General features: G+C 50.6%; 20 protein-coding genes. 13 read left to right on the top strand and 7 right to left on the bottom strand.

All coding sequences use genetic code 11. The annotated features are described in order from the left end of the window. Nucleotides 1-20: 20 nt before the first annotated feature. On the bottom strand, nt 21-1,877 hold the full coding sequence (locus tag ACZ520_RS16715; RefSeq protein WP_464126629.1) for a hypothetical protein: 1,857 nt from the start codon (nt 1,875-1,877) through the stop codon (nt 21-23). A 124-nt stretch (nt 1,878-2,001) separates the two neighbouring features. On the opposite strand from ACZ520_RS16715, the gene ACZ520_RS16710 reads away from it, so the two are divergent. Next, the gene (locus ACZ520_RS16710) at nt 2,002-2,628 is read left to right on the top strand and encodes a hypothetical protein (RefSeq protein ID WP_088564040.1); all 627 of its coding nucleotides are present in this window, start codon (nt 2,002-2,004) and stop codon (nt 2,626-2,628) included. Between the two features lie 20 nt (nt 2,629-2,648). On the opposite strand, the gene ACZ520_RS16705 is transcribed toward ACZ520_RS16710, so the two are convergent. Continuing rightward, nucleotides 2,649-3,185 (bottom strand): putative glycolipid-binding domain-containing protein, encoded by a 537-nt coding sequence (locus ACZ520_RS16705; protein ID WP_088564041.1) that lies wholly within the window; start codon nt 3,183-3,185, stop codon nt 2,649-2,651. Between the two features lie 135 nt (nt 3,186-3,320). Here ACZ520_RS16705 and ACZ520_RS16700 point away from each other — a divergent pair, with 135 nt between their 5' ends. Both ACZ520_RS16700 and ACZ520_RS16695 read left to right on the top strand, forming a co-directional pair. Continuing rightward, nucleotides 3,321-5,837 (top strand): response regulator, encoded by a 2,517-nt coding sequence (locus ACZ520_RS16700; RefSeq protein WP_464126626.1) that lies wholly within the window; start codon nt 3,321-3,323, stop codon nt 5,835-5,837. Between the two features lies 1 nt (nt 5,838). Then, entirely contained in the window at nt 5,839-6,528 is a 690-nt protein-coding gene (locus ACZ520_RS16695) for a response regulator (RefSeq protein ID WP_088564043.1), read from the top strand. Here ACZ520_RS16695 and ACZ520_RS16690 read toward each other — a convergent pair. Together ACZ520_RS16690 and ACZ520_RS16685 are read right to left on the bottom strand one after the other, a co-directional pair. Next, nucleotides 6,525-7,688 (bottom strand): hypothetical protein, encoded by a 1,164-nt coding sequence (locus ACZ520_RS16690; RefSeq protein ID WP_464126623.1) that lies wholly within the window; start codon nt 7,686-7,688, stop codon nt 6,525-6,527. The two genes, ACZ520_RS16695 and ACZ520_RS16690, sit on opposite strands and share 4 nt — an antisense overlap. Before the next feature lie 2 nt (nt 7,689-7,690). Further along, nucleotides 7,691-8,218 (bottom strand): peroxiredoxin, encoded by a 528-nt coding sequence (locus tag ACZ520_RS16685; RefSeq protein WP_416479879.1) that lies wholly within the window; start codon nt 8,216-8,218, stop codon nt 7,691-7,693. 60 nt (nt 8,219-8,278) lie between these two features. Between ACZ520_RS16685 and ACZ520_RS16680 the strand changes: the two genes are divergently transcribed. Both ACZ520_RS16680 and ACZ520_RS16675 read left to right on the top strand, forming a co-directional pair. Continuing rightward, nucleotides 8,279-9,046, top strand: coding sequence for an exodeoxyribonuclease III (locus tag ACZ520_RS16680; protein ID WP_232468989.1), 768 nt, complete (start codon nt 8,279-8,281; stop codon nt 9,044-9,046). A 16-nt stretch (nt 9,047-9,062) separates the two neighbouring features. Next, a complete protein-coding gene (locus tag ACZ520_RS16675) occupies nt 9,063-9,644 on the top strand; it encodes an FxsA family protein (RefSeq protein ID WP_464126621.1) in 582 nt (193 codons plus the stop codon). Between the two features lie 451 nt (nt 9,645-10,095). Here ACZ520_RS16675 and ACZ520_RS16670 read toward each other — a convergent pair whose 3' ends face one another. Beyond that, a complete protein-coding gene (locus ACZ520_RS16670; protein WP_232468990.1) occupies nt 10,096-11,388 on the bottom strand; it encodes a penicillin-binding transpeptidase domain-containing protein in 1,293 nt (430 codons plus the stop codon). Between the two features lie 136 nt (nt 11,389-11,524). On the opposite strand from ACZ520_RS16670, the gene ACZ520_RS16665 reads away from it, so the two are divergent. From ACZ520_RS16665 to ACZ520_RS16650, 4 genes are all read left to right on the top strand, one after another. Further along, the gene (locus ACZ520_RS16665) at nt 11,525-12,133 is read left to right on the top strand and encodes a TetR/AcrR family transcriptional regulator (protein WP_011165850.1); all 609 of its coding nucleotides are present in this window, start codon (nt 11,525-11,527) and stop codon (nt 12,131-12,133) included. Nucleotides 12,134-12,222: 89 nt separating this feature from the next. Continuing rightward, entirely contained in the window at nt 12,223-12,567 is a 345-nt protein-coding gene (locus ACZ520_RS16660) for a hypothetical protein (protein WP_088564049.1), read from the top strand. Between the two features lie 464 nt (nt 12,568-13,031). After that, complete coding sequence (locus tag ACZ520_RS16655) at nt 13,032-13,403, top strand: TraR/DksA family transcriptional regulator (RefSeq protein ID WP_088564050.1); 372 nt, start codon at nt 13,032-13,034, stop codon at nt 13,401-13,403. Between the two features lie 262 nt (nt 13,404-13,665). Then, nucleotides 13,666-14,109, top strand: coding sequence for a hypothetical protein (locus ACZ520_RS16650; RefSeq protein ID WP_464126618.1), 444 nt, complete (start codon nt 13,666-13,668; stop codon nt 14,107-14,109). An 89-nt stretch (nt 14,110-14,198) separates the two neighbouring features. Here ACZ520_RS16650 and ACZ520_RS16645 read toward each other — a convergent pair whose 3' ends face one another. Further along, the gene (locus tag ACZ520_RS16645; RefSeq protein WP_464126616.1) at nt 14,199-14,696 is read right to left on the bottom strand and encodes a GAF domain-containing protein; all 498 of its coding nucleotides are present in this window, start codon (nt 14,694-14,696) and stop codon (nt 14,199-14,201) included. Between the two features lie 2 nt (nt 14,697-14,698). After that, a complete protein-coding gene (locus tag ACZ520_RS16640) occupies nt 14,699-15,583 on the bottom strand; it encodes a LysR family transcriptional regulator (protein WP_417868156.1) in 885 nt (294 codons plus the stop codon). 123 nt (nt 15,584-15,706) lie between these two features. Between ACZ520_RS16640 and ACZ520_RS16635 the strand changes: the two genes are divergently transcribed. Genes ACZ520_RS16635 through ACZ520_RS16620 form a run of 4 tightly spaced genes read left to right on the top strand, consistent with a single transcriptional unit; the run spans nt 15,707 to nt 19,199 of the window. Then, nucleotides 15,707-16,405, top strand: coding sequence for a pirin family protein (locus tag ACZ520_RS16635; protein WP_374031342.1), 699 nt, complete (start codon nt 15,707-15,709; stop codon nt 16,403-16,405). After that, nucleotides 16,402-18,000: an MFS transporter gene (locus ACZ520_RS16630; protein WP_464126613.1), complete on the top strand. Its 1,599-nt coding sequence runs from the start codon at nt 16,402-16,404 to the stop codon at nt 17,998-18,000. Before ACZ520_RS16635 ends, ACZ520_RS16630 begins: the two co-directional genes overlap by 4 nt. Before the next feature lie 12 nt (nt 18,001-18,012). After that, the gene (locus ACZ520_RS16625) at nt 18,013-18,390 is read left to right on the top strand and encodes an OsmC family protein (protein ID WP_374031340.1); all 378 of its coding nucleotides are present in this window, start codon (nt 18,013-18,015) and stop codon (nt 18,388-18,390) included. 20 nt (nt 18,391-18,410) lie between these two features. Continuing rightward, a complete protein-coding gene (locus tag ACZ520_RS16620; protein ID WP_464126610.1) occupies nt 18,411-19,199 on the top strand; it encodes a pirin family protein in 789 nt (262 codons plus the stop codon). Nucleotides 19,200-19,229: the final 30 nt, after the last annotated feature.

The following is a 19,229-nucleotide window of genomic DNA, read 5'->3' as shown; positions in this document are numbered from 1 at the left end:
CCGGTGGGTGCCTTTTTGTTTTAGATGGATTCCTTGTGTTCTTCCACCAGACTGAGCAGCCGGGCATAAAGATCCATTTTGACCGCCGGGGTCTGTTGCAGTTCCTTATAGAAACGGCCTGTTGGAATTTCCGGCATTCCGTTTTGTTCAAAGACCAGCTTGTCGATGATCTTCTGGATCTGCTCCATGCTCAGGCCCTTTTTCTTTTCGGTGATGATTTCCTCAACCATCTCGATCAGGGCGTTGCCGGTGATGCGTTTTTCTGAATTCAGCTTTTCAGCGCGGTCAGAAATGCCTTTAAGAATATGTTCGGGCTTGTTTTTACCAGCCGCCGTCTGAACCAGCTCGCGGTACAGGGACTGGAAGTTTTCAATATGACGACGCTGCTTTTCACCCATGCGGGCATCACGGTTCTTGGCAAAGCCGGACAGCACCGTCTTAAAGAAATTGTTTTCAGTCATCCAGCGTTTTTCAAAAGGCAGCGGACTGTCCTGAAGGAACTTTGGATAGTCCCTCATGATCGTGCGCATATTGTAAAGCGCGGGGTGATTTACTCCATCAGCGACTTTTTCGGTATTACCGCTGACTTTGCACCTTTCAAAGAATGAATACTCTTTGTCAAAGCGGGCAAACAGACCGTCTTTGGCCAAAATGTGACTGCGCTGGGTTTCATTAAAGCCCATGCGATAAAGAAGTCTTTCGGCGCGTTTGTTGTCAAAGACCTTGTTGAAGTTCTGCACCGCCGGGTGGTGGGCAAATTCACGCAAAGGTTTTTTCTTTTTGGTTTTAAGGTAGTCCACCATTTGCGCAAAGACCTGCACAATCAGACGGGCTTTTTGTTTTTGCTCGTTCAGATTGGTCGAGAATCTTTCCACGTCATCATAGCGGTATTTGTCATGGCGAATACCAAACTGACGAACACTGCCATAATCAATGATGCCGGCATCAGCCAGAACGTTGTCACCGTCCCAGTCGAGCCACGCAAAGATATAGTCCGTATCCAGCAGGGCGGTGAATTCACCGAAGGCCTTGGACACTTCATGCAGCATTTCATCGTATTTGGCGCTGCCTTTGGATTTAATATCCCAGGCTTTGTTCATCACCTGACGGTCAATCAGATAGTCTGTGGCCGCTTTCAAATTGTCCAGACGCTCTTGCTTCAGATAAAGGAACAAGTGGGCCGGACGGATCAGGTTTTGAGCCGCACGAACGCCAATGCCGTAACCTTTGCCCAGATCAATCACACACAAAACACGTTCAGTGCGCACGCCTTGCAGGTGCATCACTTCAGCCAGAATCGAAGCGCCCAGCAGTTCATCAATTTCAGCTAGACCGCAGCCATAGCCAAATTCAGTGCCGCCGGTTTTTAGTGGCTTTTGTGCCGCCACTGCGCCTGGAGCAAGGCACGTCACACCCGTGCCGCGGCTGGAAACATCCCAGGTCGTACCGCGATGGTAAACAGTGCCGTTCCAGATGCCACGCCCGTCGCCCGAGGTTTTACCCTGTTTGTTCGAGTGCTGCAGTTGCAGATAGCGGGTGGCCATGTATTCGTGGGGACGGATGGTGTCAGGGTCGATGCGACGGTGAGTGAGTTCGTCGTATTCATTGATGATTTGCAGAGAGAAAGTCTCAATCAGTTTTTCCTGAAGATCATCCGTCATTTGATGAGGATGGTCGGAAGGGATCAGTCCCATTTCTTTGGCGAGAATGAAATTGAAATAGGCGACTTTGCCAGTTTGCAGTTCACGCACTTTATAAGATACAAAGCCGTCTTTTACTGCTTCCATCCAAGGATGCACGCCGTTGAGCTGATCAAAGGACGAATAAAAGTTCGTCACTTGTTGTAACTTTCTCGCGCCGCTATGTTTCATCGTCATGAGATTCCACACTCCTTGTAGAAAAATGAGACACTCTTCATATCGGCAAGCCAGGCCTGCACTTTAATATTAAGCCCTAAAAAAGTTATTCCGAATACTAGACTGGACATAATAAGGGGACTTCATGAAGACATCTGGCTTTTTACTTCTAGTGCTGATCTCAACGACCTCCTTTGCCCTGAAGCGCGACCCGCCGGGAAAGCTGCTGCGACCGCAGTTTTCAGCTTCACAACCTTGCGAGAACCGTCCTGACTTCCTGACTGAGATCCGCAGTGAGTTCGTCGGTTCCCTGAAGCACCTGCCAGAGACGGTTTTGGTGGCCCGGGATGTGGAATATTATGTGGAAGGCAAGGCTGACGCGGAAAATCTGCGCATGCATGGTTACCAGTCCTTTATGAAAGCTCCCGCAACGCCAGCCAAAGTCCTTTGTGGCAGCACCGCTCAGGACCTTAGCCAGAGGTTTTCTTTGATGGCTCCCACTTTGATCGACACCCACAAGGAAAACCGCGTGGGACAAAGCTTGTGGCAGTTTCAGTTGCTGACGGACTCTCAGCGTTTTTCATTCTGGAATTTGAAGACTGCGGGCCTGCGCGGGGGTGAAAGCCTGGAGGACTGGATCAAAAGCAGCGGAGCTCAGTATAAGATCTATCAAAAGACCCACACCGAGTATGAGTTGATGCTGATTAAAACTGAGGGCAACGTGACTCAGTATCTGTCCGTTCGCTATGACTCGGTTCCGAATCTGAAATAGCGCTGGCCTTTGGTGGGGGATTAAAGGCGACGACGGAAGTAGCCTGGATATTCCAGCACCAGACAGTCTTTATCCACTGTGAGGTCCGCGCTGAAGTGGACCTCTTTTGTTTTGGCATCGATGGATTCAAAGCGATAGATGCTTTGTTCCGGTGTGTTCTTCAGTTCGGTATATCGCTGGCTGGCTTTTTTGGTTTTAAACTGCAAAGCATCAACCCAGGTCACTTCAATTTCATAGACTTGCAAAAACTGCGAGCGCATCCATTGAATTGGCAGGGTGTTGGTGAATGGAGACGGAAAAATATCCACAAACAGGGAATCAATCAGGTCCGAAACGCCGACCTTTTGGTTTGGATGGGTCAACGACTGCACGTGAAAGTTCTGTACGCTGTAGGAATCATCCATGGTGATGCTGTACTTGATGCGCTGAAGTTTTCCGGCTGAATCAGGGTAAACCAGCAGGGAGTCAGCGAAGATGTTATCTCCGGCTGTTTTCAGCACCAGATGTTCAAACCCGACTCCCTTCAGGGATTCCCATACAACGTCCTGCACTTGCATACCCACCACCTCGTACGTCTAACAGGATAACACAGAGAGATTTGTCTGGTCCGGGAAAATGTTCGGGAAACTGCCAAACGTTTTGACAGCTCGGATTTCCGCTTCATGGTGAGATCCAAAATCCGATAAGAATACATGGGCTCAGCATCGTTTCTTAAAAATCTGCTGACACGCTTTGGAGTGGAGTTCGGTCTGATGGGTCTCATCGGGTTGGGGCTTCTTACGTTCCAGCACCCCGAGCTTTTAAAGCTGAGCCAGTACTCTGAACGACCTTTGAGTGAACTGACCGAAGTGCTTCGCACAACAGAGCAGATTCTGGTGCGCGCCGAAGCGGCCCAGGATCGATTCCTGGTGTCCCGTCAGCCCACCGACTTGCAGTCTTATAACAGTGAAATCACCGCTTTGAACGGGCAACTGGCCAGAATGTCGCAACTGGTGCGCAACAAACCCCGTGAGCACGCCATGGCCGTAAAGCTGGGGCATCTGATTCGGGCGCACATTGAAACGGCCAACACGCAAGTGATGAATCCGCAGCGCCGTCCGGCGCAGACTGAAGAGTCTTTGGATAAAACCCGCTATCAGATCCGCCATCAACTGGTCGAGATGCAGGCGGCGTCCGCACCCGCGATTAAATTCAAACCCACCAAAGAAGGTCAGAACTTCCTGCTGGGCTTGTGTGCGGCGATTGCTTTGATCGTGGTCAGTCGTTTTTTGCAAAGAAAAGAACAGCGCGAAACCCGCAAGGCTGTGGAAGCCCTGCAGGGAAAATCCATTCTGCTGGATACAATCCTGAATTCCATGAGCGAGGCCCTGATCGTCGTGGATCAGAATGGCTGGTTTACCCATTACAATGCAGCCGCGCAAAGAATCGTTGGCTCCCGGATCAAGGAAATTGCAACTGATTCCAGTGTGGAACAGTTGGGGTTCTTTAATCTTGAGGCCGGTCGCCCGTTCACGCGGAAAGAGCTGCCGTTGTATCGTGCGCTTAGTGGGGATCGCGTGGATGATCAGGAGATTTTTGTTCAAAATGCCGAGCATCCAGAAGGAATTTATATTTCTCTTTCCAGCCGTCCGCTGAACGACATTGACGGCGGCATATCCGGCGCCCTGATTGTGTTTAAGGATATCAGCCGTCGCAAGATGGTCGAACAGGAATGGATCCGCGCCCGTGAGGCCGCGTTAGAGGCATCTCAGAAAAAATCGGATTTCCTTGCGGCGATGAGCCACGAAATCCGCACGCCGATGAATGGCGTGATCGGTATGACGACGTTGTTGGCGGACACGCATCTGAATCCGGAACAGACCGACTATGTCGGAAATATCAAACGTTCGGCGGAGTCCTTGTTGATGCTGATCAATGATCTTTTGGATCATTCAAAAATCGAAGCGGGCAAGATCCGCCTGGATCCGCAGCCGCTGGATCTGCAGTTCCTGGTGGAAGACGTGCTGGAGATGTTCAAGCCCACGGTGGCGGAAAAGAACATCGGTCTTGAGTGCCGCTTTGATGGCCGGAATCTTTGGCATTACCGCGCCGATGCCGGACGCCTGCGCCAGATTCTGGTGAATCTGATGGGGAACGCGGTAAAGTTCACGGAAAAAGGCTTTGTCCGTCTGGAAGTTTCCAGTCGTGGCGACAGTGACGGCAAAACGGCATTGTTGTTTGAAATCAAGGACACCGGTCAGGGACTGCAAGAGCATGAAAAGCGCTCGCTGTTCCAGAAGTACTTCCAGGCAAAAGCCGGAATGAAGTTTGGTGGCACGGGGTTGGGGCTTTCCATTTGTAAACAGCTTGTGGATCTGATGGGTGGCGAGATTGGCGTTGAAAGTGTGCCCGGTGTCGGATCCAATTTCTGGTTTATGGTGAACCTTGAAGAATGCGCGGGGGAAGTGCAGCTGCAGAGTTCAGAGATTCGTTTTGCCAAGATTTTCTCAGGCCATGTGCTGGTCGCTGAAGATCAGATCGTCAATCAGCGGGTGGCTGAAAGTTATCTGACCAAGCTGGGTTTGAAAGTGGAAATCGCCGGCAACGGTCAGATCGCTTTGGAAAAAGCCCGCAGCAAGTCCTACGACTTGATCTTTATGGACTGCCAGATGCCAGTCTTAAATGGCTATGAAGCGACAAAGCAGCTTCGCCTGTTGGAAAACACCCTGGGCCGCAAAACCCCGGTGGTGGCGCTCACAGCCGAGGGCACCAGTGGTGAACGAAAGAGCTGCTATGAAGCAGGCATGGACGACTTTTTGACGAAGCCTTTGGAGCTTCATAAACTGATCGCGACCTTGCACCGCTGGTTGAAGCCGTCAGAGAAAAATCTGGATCTGAAAGCTTTGGAGAGTCTGAAAGATCTGATTTCAAATGATCGCAGCCTGACAGAAGTGCTGATCGAGGATCTGGAACAGACAGGGCCTGTGTTGTTGCACGAAATCCGTGAGGGTATCGAGGCCAGGAACCAGGAAAAGATCTCTGAAGCGGCCCACGCTCTGAAATCCAGTGCGGCGACTTTGGGGGCCAAACAGGTGTCCGAGCTTTGTCAGAAGCTGGAGGATCTGCAGGACTTTACCGAAGCAGAGTTTTTGCTGAAACAGACGGAACGCAAGTTTTTTGAAAGTCTTTCGGAGTTAAAGACATACTCCTCCAGAGTGAGGGCGGCATAAGATGGCTAAAATACTGATCGTGGATGATCAAAAAAGTGTGTTACTGACTTTAGAGGCTCTGTTGATCAAGGACAATCACCTGGTCACGGCCTGCATGAATTCGATTGATGCTTTGGATAAGCTGACCAATGAACATTTTGATCTGATGATTACAGATGCCATCATGCCGGGCGGAGCCACCGGTTATGCCCTGATTCGCACAGTTCGCAGCAATCCCCAACTGGCGCACCTGCCGGTGATTTTGCTGACGGGGAAGAGGGAAAAGGCTGATATCGAACGAGGCATTGAATCCGGCGCGAATGACTATGTGGTGAAACCAGTGGACCCGGAGCTGCTTTCTGCCAAGATTCAAAACCTGCTGGCGAAAACTGAGAAAGACACTGCTCACTTTGTTGAAGCCCCCGTACATGCGAAGGCCGAATGGGAAACCAAGACAGAGATCATGGCGGTGTCTGAGCTGGGGATGACAATCAAATCAAACATTCCGATGCCTTTGGGGATGGTGACCCGAATTTCCAGCAGCCTTTACGAAGACATTGGTATCAGCAAGGTGCCGTTGAGAATTACGGCCTGCGAGGAAACCAAAACCGCGACCGAAACCTTTTATAAGATCCAGGTGCATTTTGTTGGTTTGACGGAAAAAGAACTGACACCACTGCGTCTGTGGATTCGTTCCAAAAAGACCTTTTAGAGTTTCACCGTCGCAAAGCCGCCGTAGGTGGTGCGCAGATTCGTGACCTGTCCCTGATAGAGTCTTGCCAGAACCATTTGCATACGCCCCTGATAAGCATAACAACGCAGATCATACTTGAAAGCCTGAGGTCCTTCCGGCGTTTCAAAGGTTTGTTCCGGAGCTGGCATGTATTCCTGCGCAATCATATCCTGCCCCACGATCTTGTCATAGGTGCTGCGGCTGATGGTGCCGCCGCGATAGGACTGTTTGGAGCCAAAGGCGTTTTTCGGTTTAAAGAAGAACTTTTTGCGATTGCCCCAGATTTCGTCGGCACGCTCGGTGCTGATATCAAAGGATTCCGGCACCGCTGTGCGAACCAGGTTCAGATCCTCGCCAGTAAGACCCTGGCTTTCAAGGAATCCAGGGGTGCCCCAGTCGATCAGGCGCTGCTTATCAGCCAGCATCAGATATTCAAACGGATTCGGTGACAGGCACACGTCACGGCTCAGGAACTTTTCACGCAAAACAGAACTGGAGGGTTCGGTCAGGAAAAAGTCTGTGTGACGGTTGTAAATAAAGTCCGGATGGAAGTCCTTGAACAGCTCGCGATAGTCGACAATGCGGGAATCCCAGCCGAAGGATTTGAACAGCTCGTTGTAAGCCAGGAACTCAACATACAGTCTTTGCTGGGAAGGGGCATCGTCGGTGATCGCCACTTTGAAGCCGGGGCCGGCTTTTTTCCCCTGCAGTTCCATTTCCGTTTCGATGGAGCGGCGAATTTCTTCAGGATTGAAATCGGGAACCGGAAGAGAGTGCCCCTTCATGCGGTACATTTCATAGCCCAGGATCAGAAAAGCGGCGTTGGTGTTCACTTCGATGAGCTTCAGATTCTGATGCTCGTCCAGGTGAAAATCATAGCTCATCATGATGGATTTATTGCCCGGGTCCTTCAGGCCTTTTTCGGCAATCAAAGACTGGTAGTGCTGCAGATAAGAGGGCTGCTGGCGCATGTTGTACAGAGCAGAGATGATCTTTTGCGCCTTCTGAATCACGTCCGGGGACAGAGCCACGGTAAACGGTGAAATCAGATTTTCAGAAACGATGTCCTCAAGAGGCTCTTTTTCAAGCCCCTTGTAGGAAGAACGAAGCTGCTGGATATAGTCAGCCTTCAGATTCATGGTTACTTCAGTGGAGTGATGTGTTCGTCGCCCACTTTCCAGCCGGCCTGGCAAAGCTCTCCGGTCTGGCAGCCCTGAAGCACGCGCAGGATTTCTTTAGCATCACGGCCCACGGATGTATTGTGGATGCCCATGTATTGAATTTTTTGGTCTGGATCGATGATGAAGGTGCCGCGGGTCGCAATACCACGATCTTCAAACAGCACGCCGTAATCACGGGCAATACGTTTTGTCAGATCGGCCATCAGTGGATAACCCAGGTTTCCAAGGTCATCACGCAACCAGCGTTTGTGAGAGTGTACAGAGTCCACGCTGCAACCGATAACAGTCGCACCCGCATTGTGGAATTCCTTCAGGTGCTCGCGGAACTGAGTCAGTTCAGTCGGGCATACGAAAGTGAAATCCAGCGGATAGAAGAACAGAACCACCCATTTACCTTTGAAGTCGTTCAGTGAAATATCTTTAACTTCGCCGCCATCAAACACAGCCTGAGCTGCAAAGTGCGGAGCGGGTTGATTAATCATTGGCATAGATGTGTCTCCTTGCTATTAATTGATGCCTTTGATGGTGTGGAAACTCAAGGAGAAACTGTGAAAATCATCTCTTGGAATGTGAATGGAATTAGGGCTTGTCACAAGAAAGGTCTTCTCGATTTTGTGAACAGGGAAAAGCCGGATATTTTCTGTATTCAGGAGACAAAAGCTCACATTGATCAGGTGGAAAATGAACTGAAGAAACTCACCTGGAATCATTCTTACTGGTCCTCGGCTGTTAAAAAAGGTTATTCGGGCGTGGCGACGTTTGTGAATGAAGAGCCAAAAAACGTGGAATACGGCTGGGGTATATCTGAATACCAGTCAGAAGGCCGCATCATCATTTCCGATCACGGTCCTTTCGATCTGTACAACATCTATTTCCCGAATGGCGGTTCCGGCGATGTTCGTCATAACTTCAAGCAACAATTTCTGAAAGATCTGAATCTGCATCTGAAAGAAAAGCTGGCGACCGGACGTCAGGTGGTTGTGGTCGGGGATTATAATGTGGCTCACGAGGCCATCGACGTCCATGATCCTGTCCGTCTGTCCAAAGTCAGCGGCTTCTTCCCTGAAGAACGCGCCTGGTTTGATTCATTCGTGGACCTTGGTTTCATCGACACCTTCCGTTATTTCAAGCCGTCCGAAGCAAAGCGTTACTCCTGGTGGGATTATCGCCAAATGGCACGCATTTCAAACCGCGGCTGGAGAATTGACTACATCTGTGTCTCAAAAGGCCTTGAGAAATACCTGGCTTCAGCAGATATTCTCGACCAAGTCGAAGGCTCGGACCACTGCCCGGTCGTAGCCACTTTGGATATCTAGAAAAAGGGGTCCACAAATGATCATGATTCCATTTCCATTCATCGTTGCAGAGCTGGTGATCTTTTTCCTGGCCGTGCAAGAGTGGGGTTTCCTGAACACGCTGGGCCTGTATTTGCTGCCATGCCTGCTGGGCTTTTTGATCATGACCACCGTAGGCCGCGTGGCTTTGATGAGCCTGCAAACCTCCATGATGCGCGGGCAACAACCCGGAAATAAAATCCTTCATTCCGGAGCCCTATTCCTGTCAGGCTTGCTGTTTCTGATCCCAAGCTTCTTCGCCCGAGTTATCGCGGTAGTTTTGTTCCTTCCAGGATTGCGCCATCTTGCAGTCTGGAGATTCAAAACCTACATGGCCAAAAAAATGACCCAAGGCTCTGCCAGAGTCTTCAATTTCGGCGGCGGACCTTTCGGCTTCGGCGCAGGAATGGGCGGCATGGGCAATAACAACGCCAACAACGGCTTCCGCTACTACGAATTCAGAAACCAAGGCGGCGGCTTCGAAGAAGTAAGAGAAGAACGCGAAATTCAGGCCGAAGTATTGGACGTAACACCTCTAGAGATCACCCACGAAGACAGCAACCCAAAAGAAGACAAATAGGCGAGCTTCCCCAATTCAGAGGCCTTTGAAGGACCTCAAGAACCAGTAAAACTAGTCTTAAGATCCGTTTAAAGCTCCTCAAAAAACGACGAACATTACTTTGCGTAAGTAGTTTGTTCGGCATTCGAACCTCCTCGGAAAGCGAAGAGGCTCAAATTCCATAAAAAGCGAAATGAGGAAGCTCATTTCGCTTTTTGCATTTCACATACCCAATCTTCCCAAACACTCGAAGCAGTCTCATCGCGCTCGTGCGCAATTTTGCTCCAACCTAAAATGATCTGATTGTCCTACCAAGCTGTCGTTGTGGCAGAGGGAGGATAAAGACGAATCCGCCGCAAGTTCTGCAGCGAAAACAAAAAACGCCGGCGAAAGCCAGCGTTGATAGTGTAGAGCGAGGATGTGTTCGAAGCGGCGGGGTCGGCTTTAGCCTCTCTCTGCCGCATCCGGGAGCCTACTTGGTGGAAGAAACCACGCGCCCGTTCTTAGGTTGGTTAGAAACCACTGGGCCGAAGTATTTGCGGAACATGGACTGCCCCAAGTGCGCCGACTTTACCGTCCAGAATTTCTTGTTCACAGTGATAGCAGCAACCGCGATCTTGCGTTCGCCGTCTTGGGCGTAGCCCACGAACCAGTCAGTGCGACCTCGTGGGTTGTCGCCAGTCAGGTGACCGGTTTTACCGCCCATTTCGATTTCACGGAACTTGCGATCTTTGGTGATCGGGCGGAACGAGCGGCGGGAAGTTCCTGCCAGAACAGTTCTTTCCATCAGCTCTCGCACTTTCGCGGCGGATTCTTTGGTCATGATCGTGCCGTTGTTCAAAGTCGAACCCTCGTAAAGGGATTCGCCTTTTTCATCAGTCACATTGCGCACAAGGTAAGGGATTACAACCTGACCGTCGTTGGCGACAGCAGCGGCGATCATTGCGCCTTGAACCGGGCTCATGCGGTTGGTTTTGTTGTAACCGGAAGCCACTTCAGCCATTTCAAAGCCTTTGCCTGGCGGAACGTAAGCCACACCCATTTCAACCGGGAAGTCCGCGGGGATTTCCTGATTGAACATGAAGCGGTTGGCGTATTCGTTCAGGTCTTCGGGGTGCAGGTTTTCGATGCTCAGGCGACCGAAAGCCGTGTTGATCGAGCGGGCGAAGGCGTCTTTCAGGGTGATCACGTTGGTCCAACGGGTCACTTTGTCAGAAAGAACGTTTTTCTTGTACAGAGTGTAAGCGCCGCCGTTGTAGCGGATCTTGCTTTCAGGGCTGACGCCGGCTTTATCAACTGCCGCTGTGGCCGTGACAACCTTGAAAACGGAAGCGGCCGGGAACGTGGCCTGCAGATTCAGGTTCGGAGCATCGGCATCGTCACGCTGGAAGCTCGACATTACCAGAACTTCTCCGGTCATTGCATCGATCATGAAGACCGCGCCGTAATCCGGTTTGTAGGATTTCAGCAGGCGGTCGGCTTCACGTTGAAGGGTGTCGTCGATGGTGTAGTTCAATTTCACGGCCTGCTCTTCGCCGTTCCATGGGATCTTAAGAGACTCTGGCAGATCATTGGCGCGAACTTTTGAGCCAATGGCTTTTGCCAACTGAGTGCGCTGTTCAAGTTGAGATTTGATTTTCTTGTGAGCTTGAACCTCTTGGCTGTCCGCAGAGGACGTAAAACCTAACAGAGAATAAAGGCCTACCAGGCAAGCTCCTGAAAAAACGAGCAGTTTTAGCAACTTATAATTGTTTTTAGATGACATTATTTTATGGTAGCACCAATTTTTTAACGCTTTCAAGGGCATTCTCAGAAGAAGTCACTGGAAATGCCATTCTGGTGCGCTTTTCAGGCCTATTCCTCGTGACTCTCGAGGGGACTTGGACTAAAGACTAATAAGCATGAAGACCAAAGAACGCATTCTCGTCACCTCCATCGAACTCTTCAATCGCAGCGGCGTGGTGGCTATCACGACAAATCATATCGCGAAAGCCATGGATATCAGCCCCGGCAACCTGTATTTCCACTATGACAACAAGGAAGAGATCCTGATTGAGCTGTTTAAGAGAATGGCGAAAGAGACCTACGACGTCTGGCGCCCCAGCCGTGCCAAGAAGTCGACTCCGCTGGTCTTCATCAGCGACAACTTCGAGTTGTACTGGCGCTATCGTTTCTTCCACCGCGAAATGTACGCCCTTCGCCGCCGTGACCAGCAACTGGCGAAGATGTGGCGCAACCACATCCAGAAAATGATGAAACTGATGGTCATCCTTTACCGCCAGTGGGTGAAGGATGGCAAAATGGTGAAGATCGCCGAAGTTTCTGAAATGCAGTACATCGCCGAATCCCTGCTGGCGATGGCGACGACCTTCCTGCAGTTCTTTGAATCCGCAGAAAAGCAGCCCGGCAAGCGCAGCATCGAGCGTGGTAAACGCCACGTGGCCCGTCTGTTGTTGCCGTATACTTCTGGCGAAACAAAGAACGAGTTTGAAAAATTTCTAAAGTCCTAGCCTAAAATGTCACCTGAGAGCGAATACAAGCCGTTCTCAGCTGGCAGACTCATTGCTTTAGGTCAGAGTCATCAACGAAAGGCTCTGACATGAAAACCATCGCCACATTCTTCGCCGTGATTCTGTTTGCTTCCAATTCCATGGCGGCTTCCCAGTGTGCAGAGCTTAAAAAAGAACTTCAGGCCATGCAGAAGGCTCAGGCCCAGATCATGGCAAGCCTGGTGAACAATCACGAAACTTTCGCGTCTTCTTTGGAGGAATACTCCACGACAATGAAAACAGCCAAGGGGTCGGCTGTGAAAGCCGTGTCGAAAGAGATGGATCAATCCGCTCAAGCCTTCCGCACTCGCGGAGTTCAGGGGAAAAAGATGGCCACACAACTTAACGCCGCAACCGGGGATTTGCTGGCGCGTGTGGCTTCTTGCCTTAATTAGTCTTTATATATGCCTGTGGGACGCTTCTCGGGGGAGAAGCGATCCTGAATCGTGCAAGGCGACCTCATAGCAGGTCGCCTTCTTTATTTCTGGGCCTTGTTCTAAGGGCTTTCAACGACTGTCAGTCGGCAAACTCGCTTCAATCTGAGATTCTTCGAGGGAAAAAGCCCCTTTCTGTTTTCATTTCGCAAACTGAGGGCTAGAATTCTAACGCGTTGCGAGTTTGAGCGGGCGATCTAATCAAAATTGGGATTATAATTGTAAGAAGATGACTTGGAGATGGGTTTGTGAGGTCAGCCGCTATGGCGCTCCCATGGCCGCAGTTAAGGATTCGTCAGGATTTACAACGCTTTATTTAATTTTAAGTTAATGTAAGATTTTTTGCTTGCAAAAATTACAGGTCTAGAACTTAATAGGTCAGTTCCAAATTGGCACTTAAGCTGGAAGGAACTCGAGGGGGCAATATGGCTATCTCTGAAAAGCTGGTGACTGAATGTCGTACAAAGCTTTTGCAAACGAAGCAGGATATCCTCAATAGAGTGAAAGAAGCTCGTTTGAACTTGGACCAGAATGAGGAAAAGGGCGGCGATGAAGGCGACCAAACGGTTCGCGTTTTGGCTGAACAAGAATTCCTCAGCATGCATGAAAGACTGCGTGGTCAACTGATGGAAATCGAAAGCGCCTTGGCTCGCATTGAGGGCGGCACATTCGGTTACTGCGAAGAGACTGAAGAGGCGATTGAGCCTGAAAGACTTCGCGCTATTCCTTGGACTCGCCTGAGCATCGAAGGTGCTGAGATCCGCGAATCCATGAATAAACGCTACGCTCGCGGCTAAACCGTCAGCTCAAACGTATTTGATTTAGTATTATCTCGAGGGGATTAGAAGGGATGGTGTGCGCTTGCGACCATCCCTTTGTTTTTTCTACGGTCGGTGAAAAGGACCTCATCGACGGCGTTGTCGGCCAACGTCCTCGCTTCGACGTGCTTGGAGACCGACCGTAATTACCTGTAAATTTACCACTACTTAACTCGTTGCGTTGGTTTTGGGGTGGGGCTGTGCTAGAACGCCCTCATCAAAACAACCAAGGAGTTAAAAGATGAAAGTTCTTTCTGTTGTCGCTGCATTGTTGGTGGCTTCTTCCGCTCAAGCCTGGAGCGATAAATACGTCGACGTTCAAAATGGCCGTACGGTGGCTGTGAAAGCTGTGGATGCTTCCAATCAGGATGGCATCGTTTCTTTGCGCGTGGTTGTTAAAAACCAGGCTTTGAATCTGATTGATCCAAAAGGTGTTGTGACTTCCGAACAAGATGGTTTCACTTGTGATGTTGAGCGCGTGATTCTTTTGAACAGCTCTTATGATTCCGCTTCCAAAACTTATACTCAGAACTATGAACTGAAAGTGTCCTGGACTCCGGGCGCTGACTGGAGCTCTTGCACAGTTCAGGTTCAACACCCATCTTTGAAAAACAACAGCGTTGTTCTTTATGTAGAAGGTGCGACGACGTCTCCAATCGAAGACGATTATCGCGATCTTTACTAGTTTGATTATTGAAGAGTTTTATTAAAAGCCGGTTTGTGCAAAACGAACCGGCTTTTTTGTTTTCGGTGGGTTGATCCCGAGGTGGGCTTTTAAACAAACCTGTCTGGCCACGCAGTTTTACTGATCAGAATCTGCACCAGGCCTTCAAGGCCCTTTTGATCTTCGTTGTCGAAACGATTTAAAACCGGCGCATCGACATCCAAAACCCCCAGCAGCTTTCCGTTATGAATCAGTGGCACCACGATTTCAGATTTTGAGGCGGCGTCACACACAATGTGACCGGGGAACTGATCCACGTCAGCCACCAGTTGAGTCTGCAGTGTTTTCGCCGCGGTTCCGCACACACCTTTTCCGATTGCGATGCGCGTGCAGGCGGGAAGTCCTTGGAAGGAGCTGAGCAGCAGTTCGTTGTTATGAAGCAAATAAAATCCCACCCAATTGATCTCAGGCAGGTGCTGCTTAAGCAGGGCAGAGAAGTTCGCAAGATTCACGAACCATTCTTTTTCCGCCAGGCCTTCGGCTTCAGAGTGCAGCTCTTTATAGAACTTGGTTTTGTCAGAATAGTTGATGGACGTGTGCTGTTGCATATCTATCTCCCTTGAGTGGACCGTTTCTGAAAGGCATTCCATACTGAACGGGCCGTGACGCCGATGGGGCGGTTTTTGGGACGGACCAAACATAGCTCAAGATGGGTCTCGGAAGCGATGGATTTATCAATCAGCACCAGATTTTTTTCTTTGGTGCATTCGCTTTTGGCGATGCGGCCCCAGCCGACGCCACCTTCGATCATTTTCACTTTGGTGTGGTGATCGGGAACATAGATTTTGTGACCGGCCTCTTTGCTGGTTTTGCGAATCGTGGCATCGGGTCGTTCATTGGTTTGGTGGTTATAGACCAGAATCTGGGGGTGTTTGGTCAGAAATTCTTTGGTTGGCGTGCGCTTTTCCTGCAGCAGACGGCGGGACACGGCGGTCACCAGAACGACGTCTTCAAGGAAGATGCTTTCCAGGTCTTCGTTGTTCTTGGGGGCCGGAGCGATGGCCAGGTCAATCTCGCCATCCAAAAGGCGCTGATAGCCGCCCTGAAGAATGGACTTGCTGATGATCAGATTCACCGGCAGCACGGGGCGCGCACATTCCAGGGCGATCAGCTCCAGAATTTCGGTGGAGATCAGCGGGTCGGCAGAAATATGCAGTTCGGTGTCGGCCTTGTGACGTCCCAATTCGATACCCACACGGGCCGTGTATTGGGCGGATTCCAAGGTGGCTTTTGCCACGGCATAAAACGCCTGGCCTTCCGGGGTCAGTTTTACTTTGTATTCGGAGCGGTCAAAGATGGTCAGGCTCAGCTCATCTTCCAGATTCTTAATAGCCACGCTCAAGGCCGGCTGGGAGCGTCCCACCTTGTCGGCCGCGGCCCGGAAGCTTCCACACTCAATGACGGCTTTAACGAATTCCAACTGGTCTAAGTTCATAGGACCCCTAATGATAATCTTTACTTATCAAGATGATTAAATCTTTCAAATTTTATTTATCGTCTGAAAGCCGTAAAGTCTATCAAGAAAGACAAACACGATTTTAAAAAAAGGGAGCAACATATGATTCAAGTAAGAAAATCCAACGAGCGCGGTCTGGCACAACACGGATGGCTGAACTCCAAACACACTTTCTCTTTTGCGGAATACTATGACGAAAACTTCATGGGCTATGGCCCTCTTCGCGTAATCAATGAAGACCGCATTCAGGGCGGCACAGGTTTCGACACCCATCCTCACCGTGACATGGAAATCATTTCTTATGTGATCGACGGAGAGTTGGCCCACAAAGACTCTATGGGTAACGTGGCTGTGATCAAACCGGGCGAAGTGCAGCGCATGAGTGCAGGCACAGGGGTCCGTCACTCCGAATACAACAACATCCCGGGCAAGGAAACTCACTTCCTGCAAATCTGGATCAAGCCGGATAAGATTGGTGTGGAGCCGGGCTATGCCCAGAAGAACTTTGCTGACAGCTTTGGTTGCAGCGATTTGATTCTGGTGGCTTCGCACAAAGGCCGTGGTGGTTCCATCACGCTGAATCAGGATGTCGACATGTATGTGGCGAAAGCCCAGGATGCCGGTGAAAAAAATCACAAGACCTATCCGCACAGACATCTGTGGGTGCAGGTAATTAAAGGCGACGTGCAGGTGGATTCAAAGTCCCTGACGGCGGGTGATGGTGCGGCAATTACTGATGTGGAAACACTGAAGCTTTCCTGGGGCAAAGGGGCTGAATTTATCCTCTTTGATATGCCGTGAGTTCTGCTGCTGCTGAAAACACAAGGGAGCAAAGTGCTTTTGCTCCCTTTACTCACAAAGCTTTTGCGGTCATCTGGATTGCCACCGTTTTATCCAACATCGGCACGTGGATGCACGATGTGGGGGCGGGCTGGCTGATGACCAATCTGAATCCATCACCAATGATGGTGGCTCTGGTGCAAACGGCAACGACCCTTCCCGTATTTTTGTTTGCATTGCCGGCAGGCGCTTTGGCGGATCTGATGGATCGTCGCCGTCTGTTGTTGGCGGCACAGACCATTCTTGCAGCCTTGGCTGTGTGTCTGGGGTTCATGGTTTATGCCGGGCAGATCTCACCGGTGTTGCTGTTGTTATTTACGTTTTTGATGGGAACATTTTCGGCTTTTTCAACTCCGGCATGGCAGGCCATCACGCCCAGCCTGGTGCCCCGGAATGTTCTAAACAGTGCGGTGTCGTTAAATTCTGTCGGGATCAACATCAGTCGCGCCATCGGCCCGGCCTTGGCGGGGGTGATTTTGGTGCAAGTGGGTCTTGCGGCGCCGTTTATGGTGAATGCGTTAAGTTTTTTGGTGGTGATCGCGGCTTTGTGGTGGTGGACACCACCGAAGAAAGCGGAAAGAACGCTGCCCGCTGAAGACATTCTGGGCGCGATGTGGACCGGGGTTCGTTATGCCCGCAACAGCCGTCCTTTTAAGAACACGGTCTTGCGTGCGGTTGGATTCTTTTTGTTCGCCAGTGCTTACTGGGCGTTGCTGCCTTTAGTGACGAAAAAGAATCTTGGCGGCGGCTCTGAACTTTACGGCATCCTGCTGGGAAGTGTAGGCGCAGGTGCGGTTCTTGGGGCGTTGATGCTTCCGAAGGTGCGCGCCCGTCTGAAAGCGGATCATGTGGTTTTGCTGGGTACAGTGGGAACCGCAATCAGCCTGGGCCTTTTTGCCGTGACAGCACAAAGTTTTGTGGCCGTGGCGGCCAGTATTATCGCCGGGGCTTCCTGGATTGGCGTTCTGACGACGCTGAATGTGTCAGCGCAGACTTCGTTGCCGGATTGGGTGCGTGCCCGTGGGTTGTCCTTGTTTGTGATGGCCTTCTTCGGCTCGCAGACGCTGGGAAGTTTGTTGTGGGGGCAGTTGGCTTCCCGCACGACGATCTCGATCGCCCTTTTGGTGGCAGCTGCGGGGTTGTTGCTGGCGGTTCCATTGTTCTGGGGCTTTAAACTGCACCAGGAAAAGACGGCGGATCTGACTCCGTCAGCGCATTGGCCCGAACCCGTGCTGGCTCACAAAGTCGAGCTGGATCGCGGTCCGGTGATGATTACGGTGGAATACATTATTGATGTGAAAAAGAAGACCGAGTTTGTGGCCGTCATGGATTCCCTGAGCTCTGAACGCCGTCGTGACGGTGCTTATTCCTGGGGAATTTTCGAGGACACTGAAAAGCCGGGCCGATTCTTGGAATATTTCCTGGTGGCCTCCTGGCTGGAACACTTAAGGCAGCATGAACGCGTGACCAAGTCCGCTCATGATGTGCAGATGGAAGCGCGACGATTCCACGTATTGTTGGAAGAACCCGTGGTGTCGCACTTTGTTTCTCCGTAAAGGGTATTGAAAATGGTTGAAGGTAGACGAAAAGAAAATCTGGTGGCGGAAATGTCGGTTCGCGAGCACAAGGTGCATGCGGGTCTTGCAGAAAAGCTGGGTGGCAAAGATGAAGCGCCCGATCCGCATGAATTGCTGGAAAGTGCCTTGGCGGCTTGCACGATTTTGACGGTACAGCTTTATGCCAACCGCAAAGGTTACAAGCTTGAATCGACAGACGTGAAAGTGAAAATCGAATCTGAAGGGCCCGAAACCCAGATCAGCCGCGAGATCACCTTCCGCGGTGAACTGACAGATGAGGAAAAGGCAAGGCTTTACGATATCGCCGGCCGCTGTCCGATTCACCGTCTGCTTGAAAGCAAGGTCACGATCACCAGCAAAATGGTTTAACTTTCCTAACAGGGGGCTTCATGAAAAGACGGGACTTTATTCGCAGTATCAGTCTGAGTGCTTTGGGGGCTTTTCTTCCATGGAAAGTCTTTGCTGCTGACAGCAGCAAGGCCCGGGTGACTTTAAGACGGTCAGACGAGCGAGGCTTCGCGGATCATGGCTGGCTTAAAACCAAACACAGTTTCTCTTTTGCCAACTATCGTGATCCAAAACACATGGGTTTTAAAAACCTGCGCGTGATCAATCAGGATATCGTGGTGCCGTTGGAAGGTTTTCCCACTCATCCTCACACAGACATGGAAATAGTGACTTACGTATTAAGTGGAGAGGTGAAGCATAAGGACACCCTGGGTAACAGCACTATCATCAAGCGGGGTGAGATCCAGAAAATGACCGCGGGAACTGGAATTCAGCACAGTGAATACAACAGCTCCAGTCTGCAGGATGTTCATTTTATGCAGATTTGGATCGAGCCTTCCCTGGAAGGCATTCAACCCATTTATGAACAAAAAGCCATTGATGGTTTTGGTAAAGAGGGCTTGATTTGTGTGGCTTCTGAAGCCGGTCGCAAGGGCGGGCTTTATCTGAATGCCAAAGCTGATATTTTCCGCGGCAAGTTTTCAGAAAAAACCTCGGCCACGTATCGTTCTTCTCGTGAAGGCAGTGTTTGGATTCAGGTGATCTCAGGTTCAGTCACTGTGGGGAAGGTTCTGGCCCAGTCCGGGGATGGCTTGCGAATTGAAAAAGGAAGCAAGCTGCACCTGCAAGCCGGGGCTGGGACAGAGTTTCTGCTCTTTGACCTTACTTAGAGGGAAATGCGCAAATAATGATAATTAATT

Source organism: Bdellovibrio sp. BIS2 (assembly GCF_055398295.1).
The sequence above is the reverse complement of the archived record's forward strand: the minus strand, read 5'-3'. Positions and strand labels throughout refer to the sequence as shown.

Excerpts from the sequence above, each read along its gene's own strand:
- ACZ520_RS16715 (WP_464126629.1), bottom strand. The coding sequence starts at position 1,877 with ATGACGATGAAACATAGCGGCGCGAGAAAGTTACAACAAGTGACGAAC.
- ACZ520_RS16700 (WP_464126626.1), top strand. The coding sequence starts at position 3,321 with ATGGGCTCAGCATCGTTTCTTAAAAATCTGCTGACACGCTTTGGAGTG.
- ACZ520_RS16695 (WP_088564043.1), top strand. The coding sequence starts at position 5,839 with ATGGCTAAAATACTGATCGTGGATGATCAAAAAAGTGTGTTACTGACT.
- ACZ520_RS16685 (WP_416479879.1), bottom strand. The coding sequence starts at position 8,218 with ATGCCAATGATTAATCAACCCGCTCCGCACTTTGCAGCTCAGGCTGTG.
- ACZ520_RS16620 (WP_464126610.1), top strand. The coding sequence starts at position 18,411 with ATGAAAAGACGGGACTTTATTCGCAGTATCAGTCTGAGTGCTTTGGGG.
- ACZ520_RS16625 (WP_374031340.1), top strand. The coding sequence starts at position 18,013 with ATGGTTGAAGGTAGACGAAAAGAAAATCTGGTGGCGGAAATGTCGGTT.
- ACZ520_RS16670 (WP_232468990.1), bottom strand. The coding sequence starts at position 11,388 with ATGTCATCTAAAAACAATTATAAGTTGCTAAAACTGCTCGTTTTTTCA.
- ACZ520_RS16640 (WP_417868156.1), bottom strand. The coding sequence starts at position 15,583 with ATGAACTTAGACCAGTTGGAATTCGTTAAAGCCGTCATTGAGTGTGGA.
- ACZ520_RS16665 (WP_011165850.1), top strand. The coding sequence starts at position 11,525 with ATGAAGACCAAAGAACGCATTCTCGTCACCTCCATCGAACTCTTCAAT.
- ACZ520_RS16675 (WP_464126621.1), top strand. The coding sequence starts at position 9,063 with ATGATCATGATTCCATTTCCATTCATCGTTGCAGAGCTGGTGATCTTT.
- ACZ520_RS16650 (WP_464126618.1), top strand. The coding sequence starts at position 13,666 with ATGAAAGTTCTTTCTGTTGTCGCTGCATTGTTGGTGGCTTCTTCCGCT.
- ACZ520_RS16660 (WP_088564049.1), top strand. The coding sequence starts at position 12,223 with ATGAAAACCATCGCCACATTCTTCGCCGTGATTCTGTTTGCTTCCAAT.
- ACZ520_RS16705 (WP_088564041.1), bottom strand. The coding sequence starts at position 3,185 with ATGCAAGTGCAGGACGTTGTATGGGAATCCCTGAAGGGAGTCGGGTTT.
- ACZ520_RS16655 (WP_088564050.1), top strand. The coding sequence starts at position 13,032 with ATGGCTATCTCTGAAAAGCTGGTGACTGAATGTCGTACAAAGCTTTTG.
- ACZ520_RS16645 (WP_464126616.1), bottom strand. The coding sequence starts at position 14,696 with ATGCAACAGCACACGTCCATCAACTATTCTGACAAAACCAAGTTCTAT.
- ACZ520_RS16690 (WP_464126623.1), bottom strand. The coding sequence starts at position 7,688 with ATGAATCTGAAGGCTGACTATATCCAGCAGCTTCGTTCTTCCTACAAG.
- ACZ520_RS16710 (WP_088564040.1), top strand. The coding sequence starts at position 2,002 with ATGAAGACATCTGGCTTTTTACTTCTAGTGCTGATCTCAACGACCTCC.
- ACZ520_RS16635 (WP_374031342.1), top strand. The coding sequence starts at position 15,707 with ATGATTCAAGTAAGAAAATCCAACGAGCGCGGTCTGGCACAACACGGA.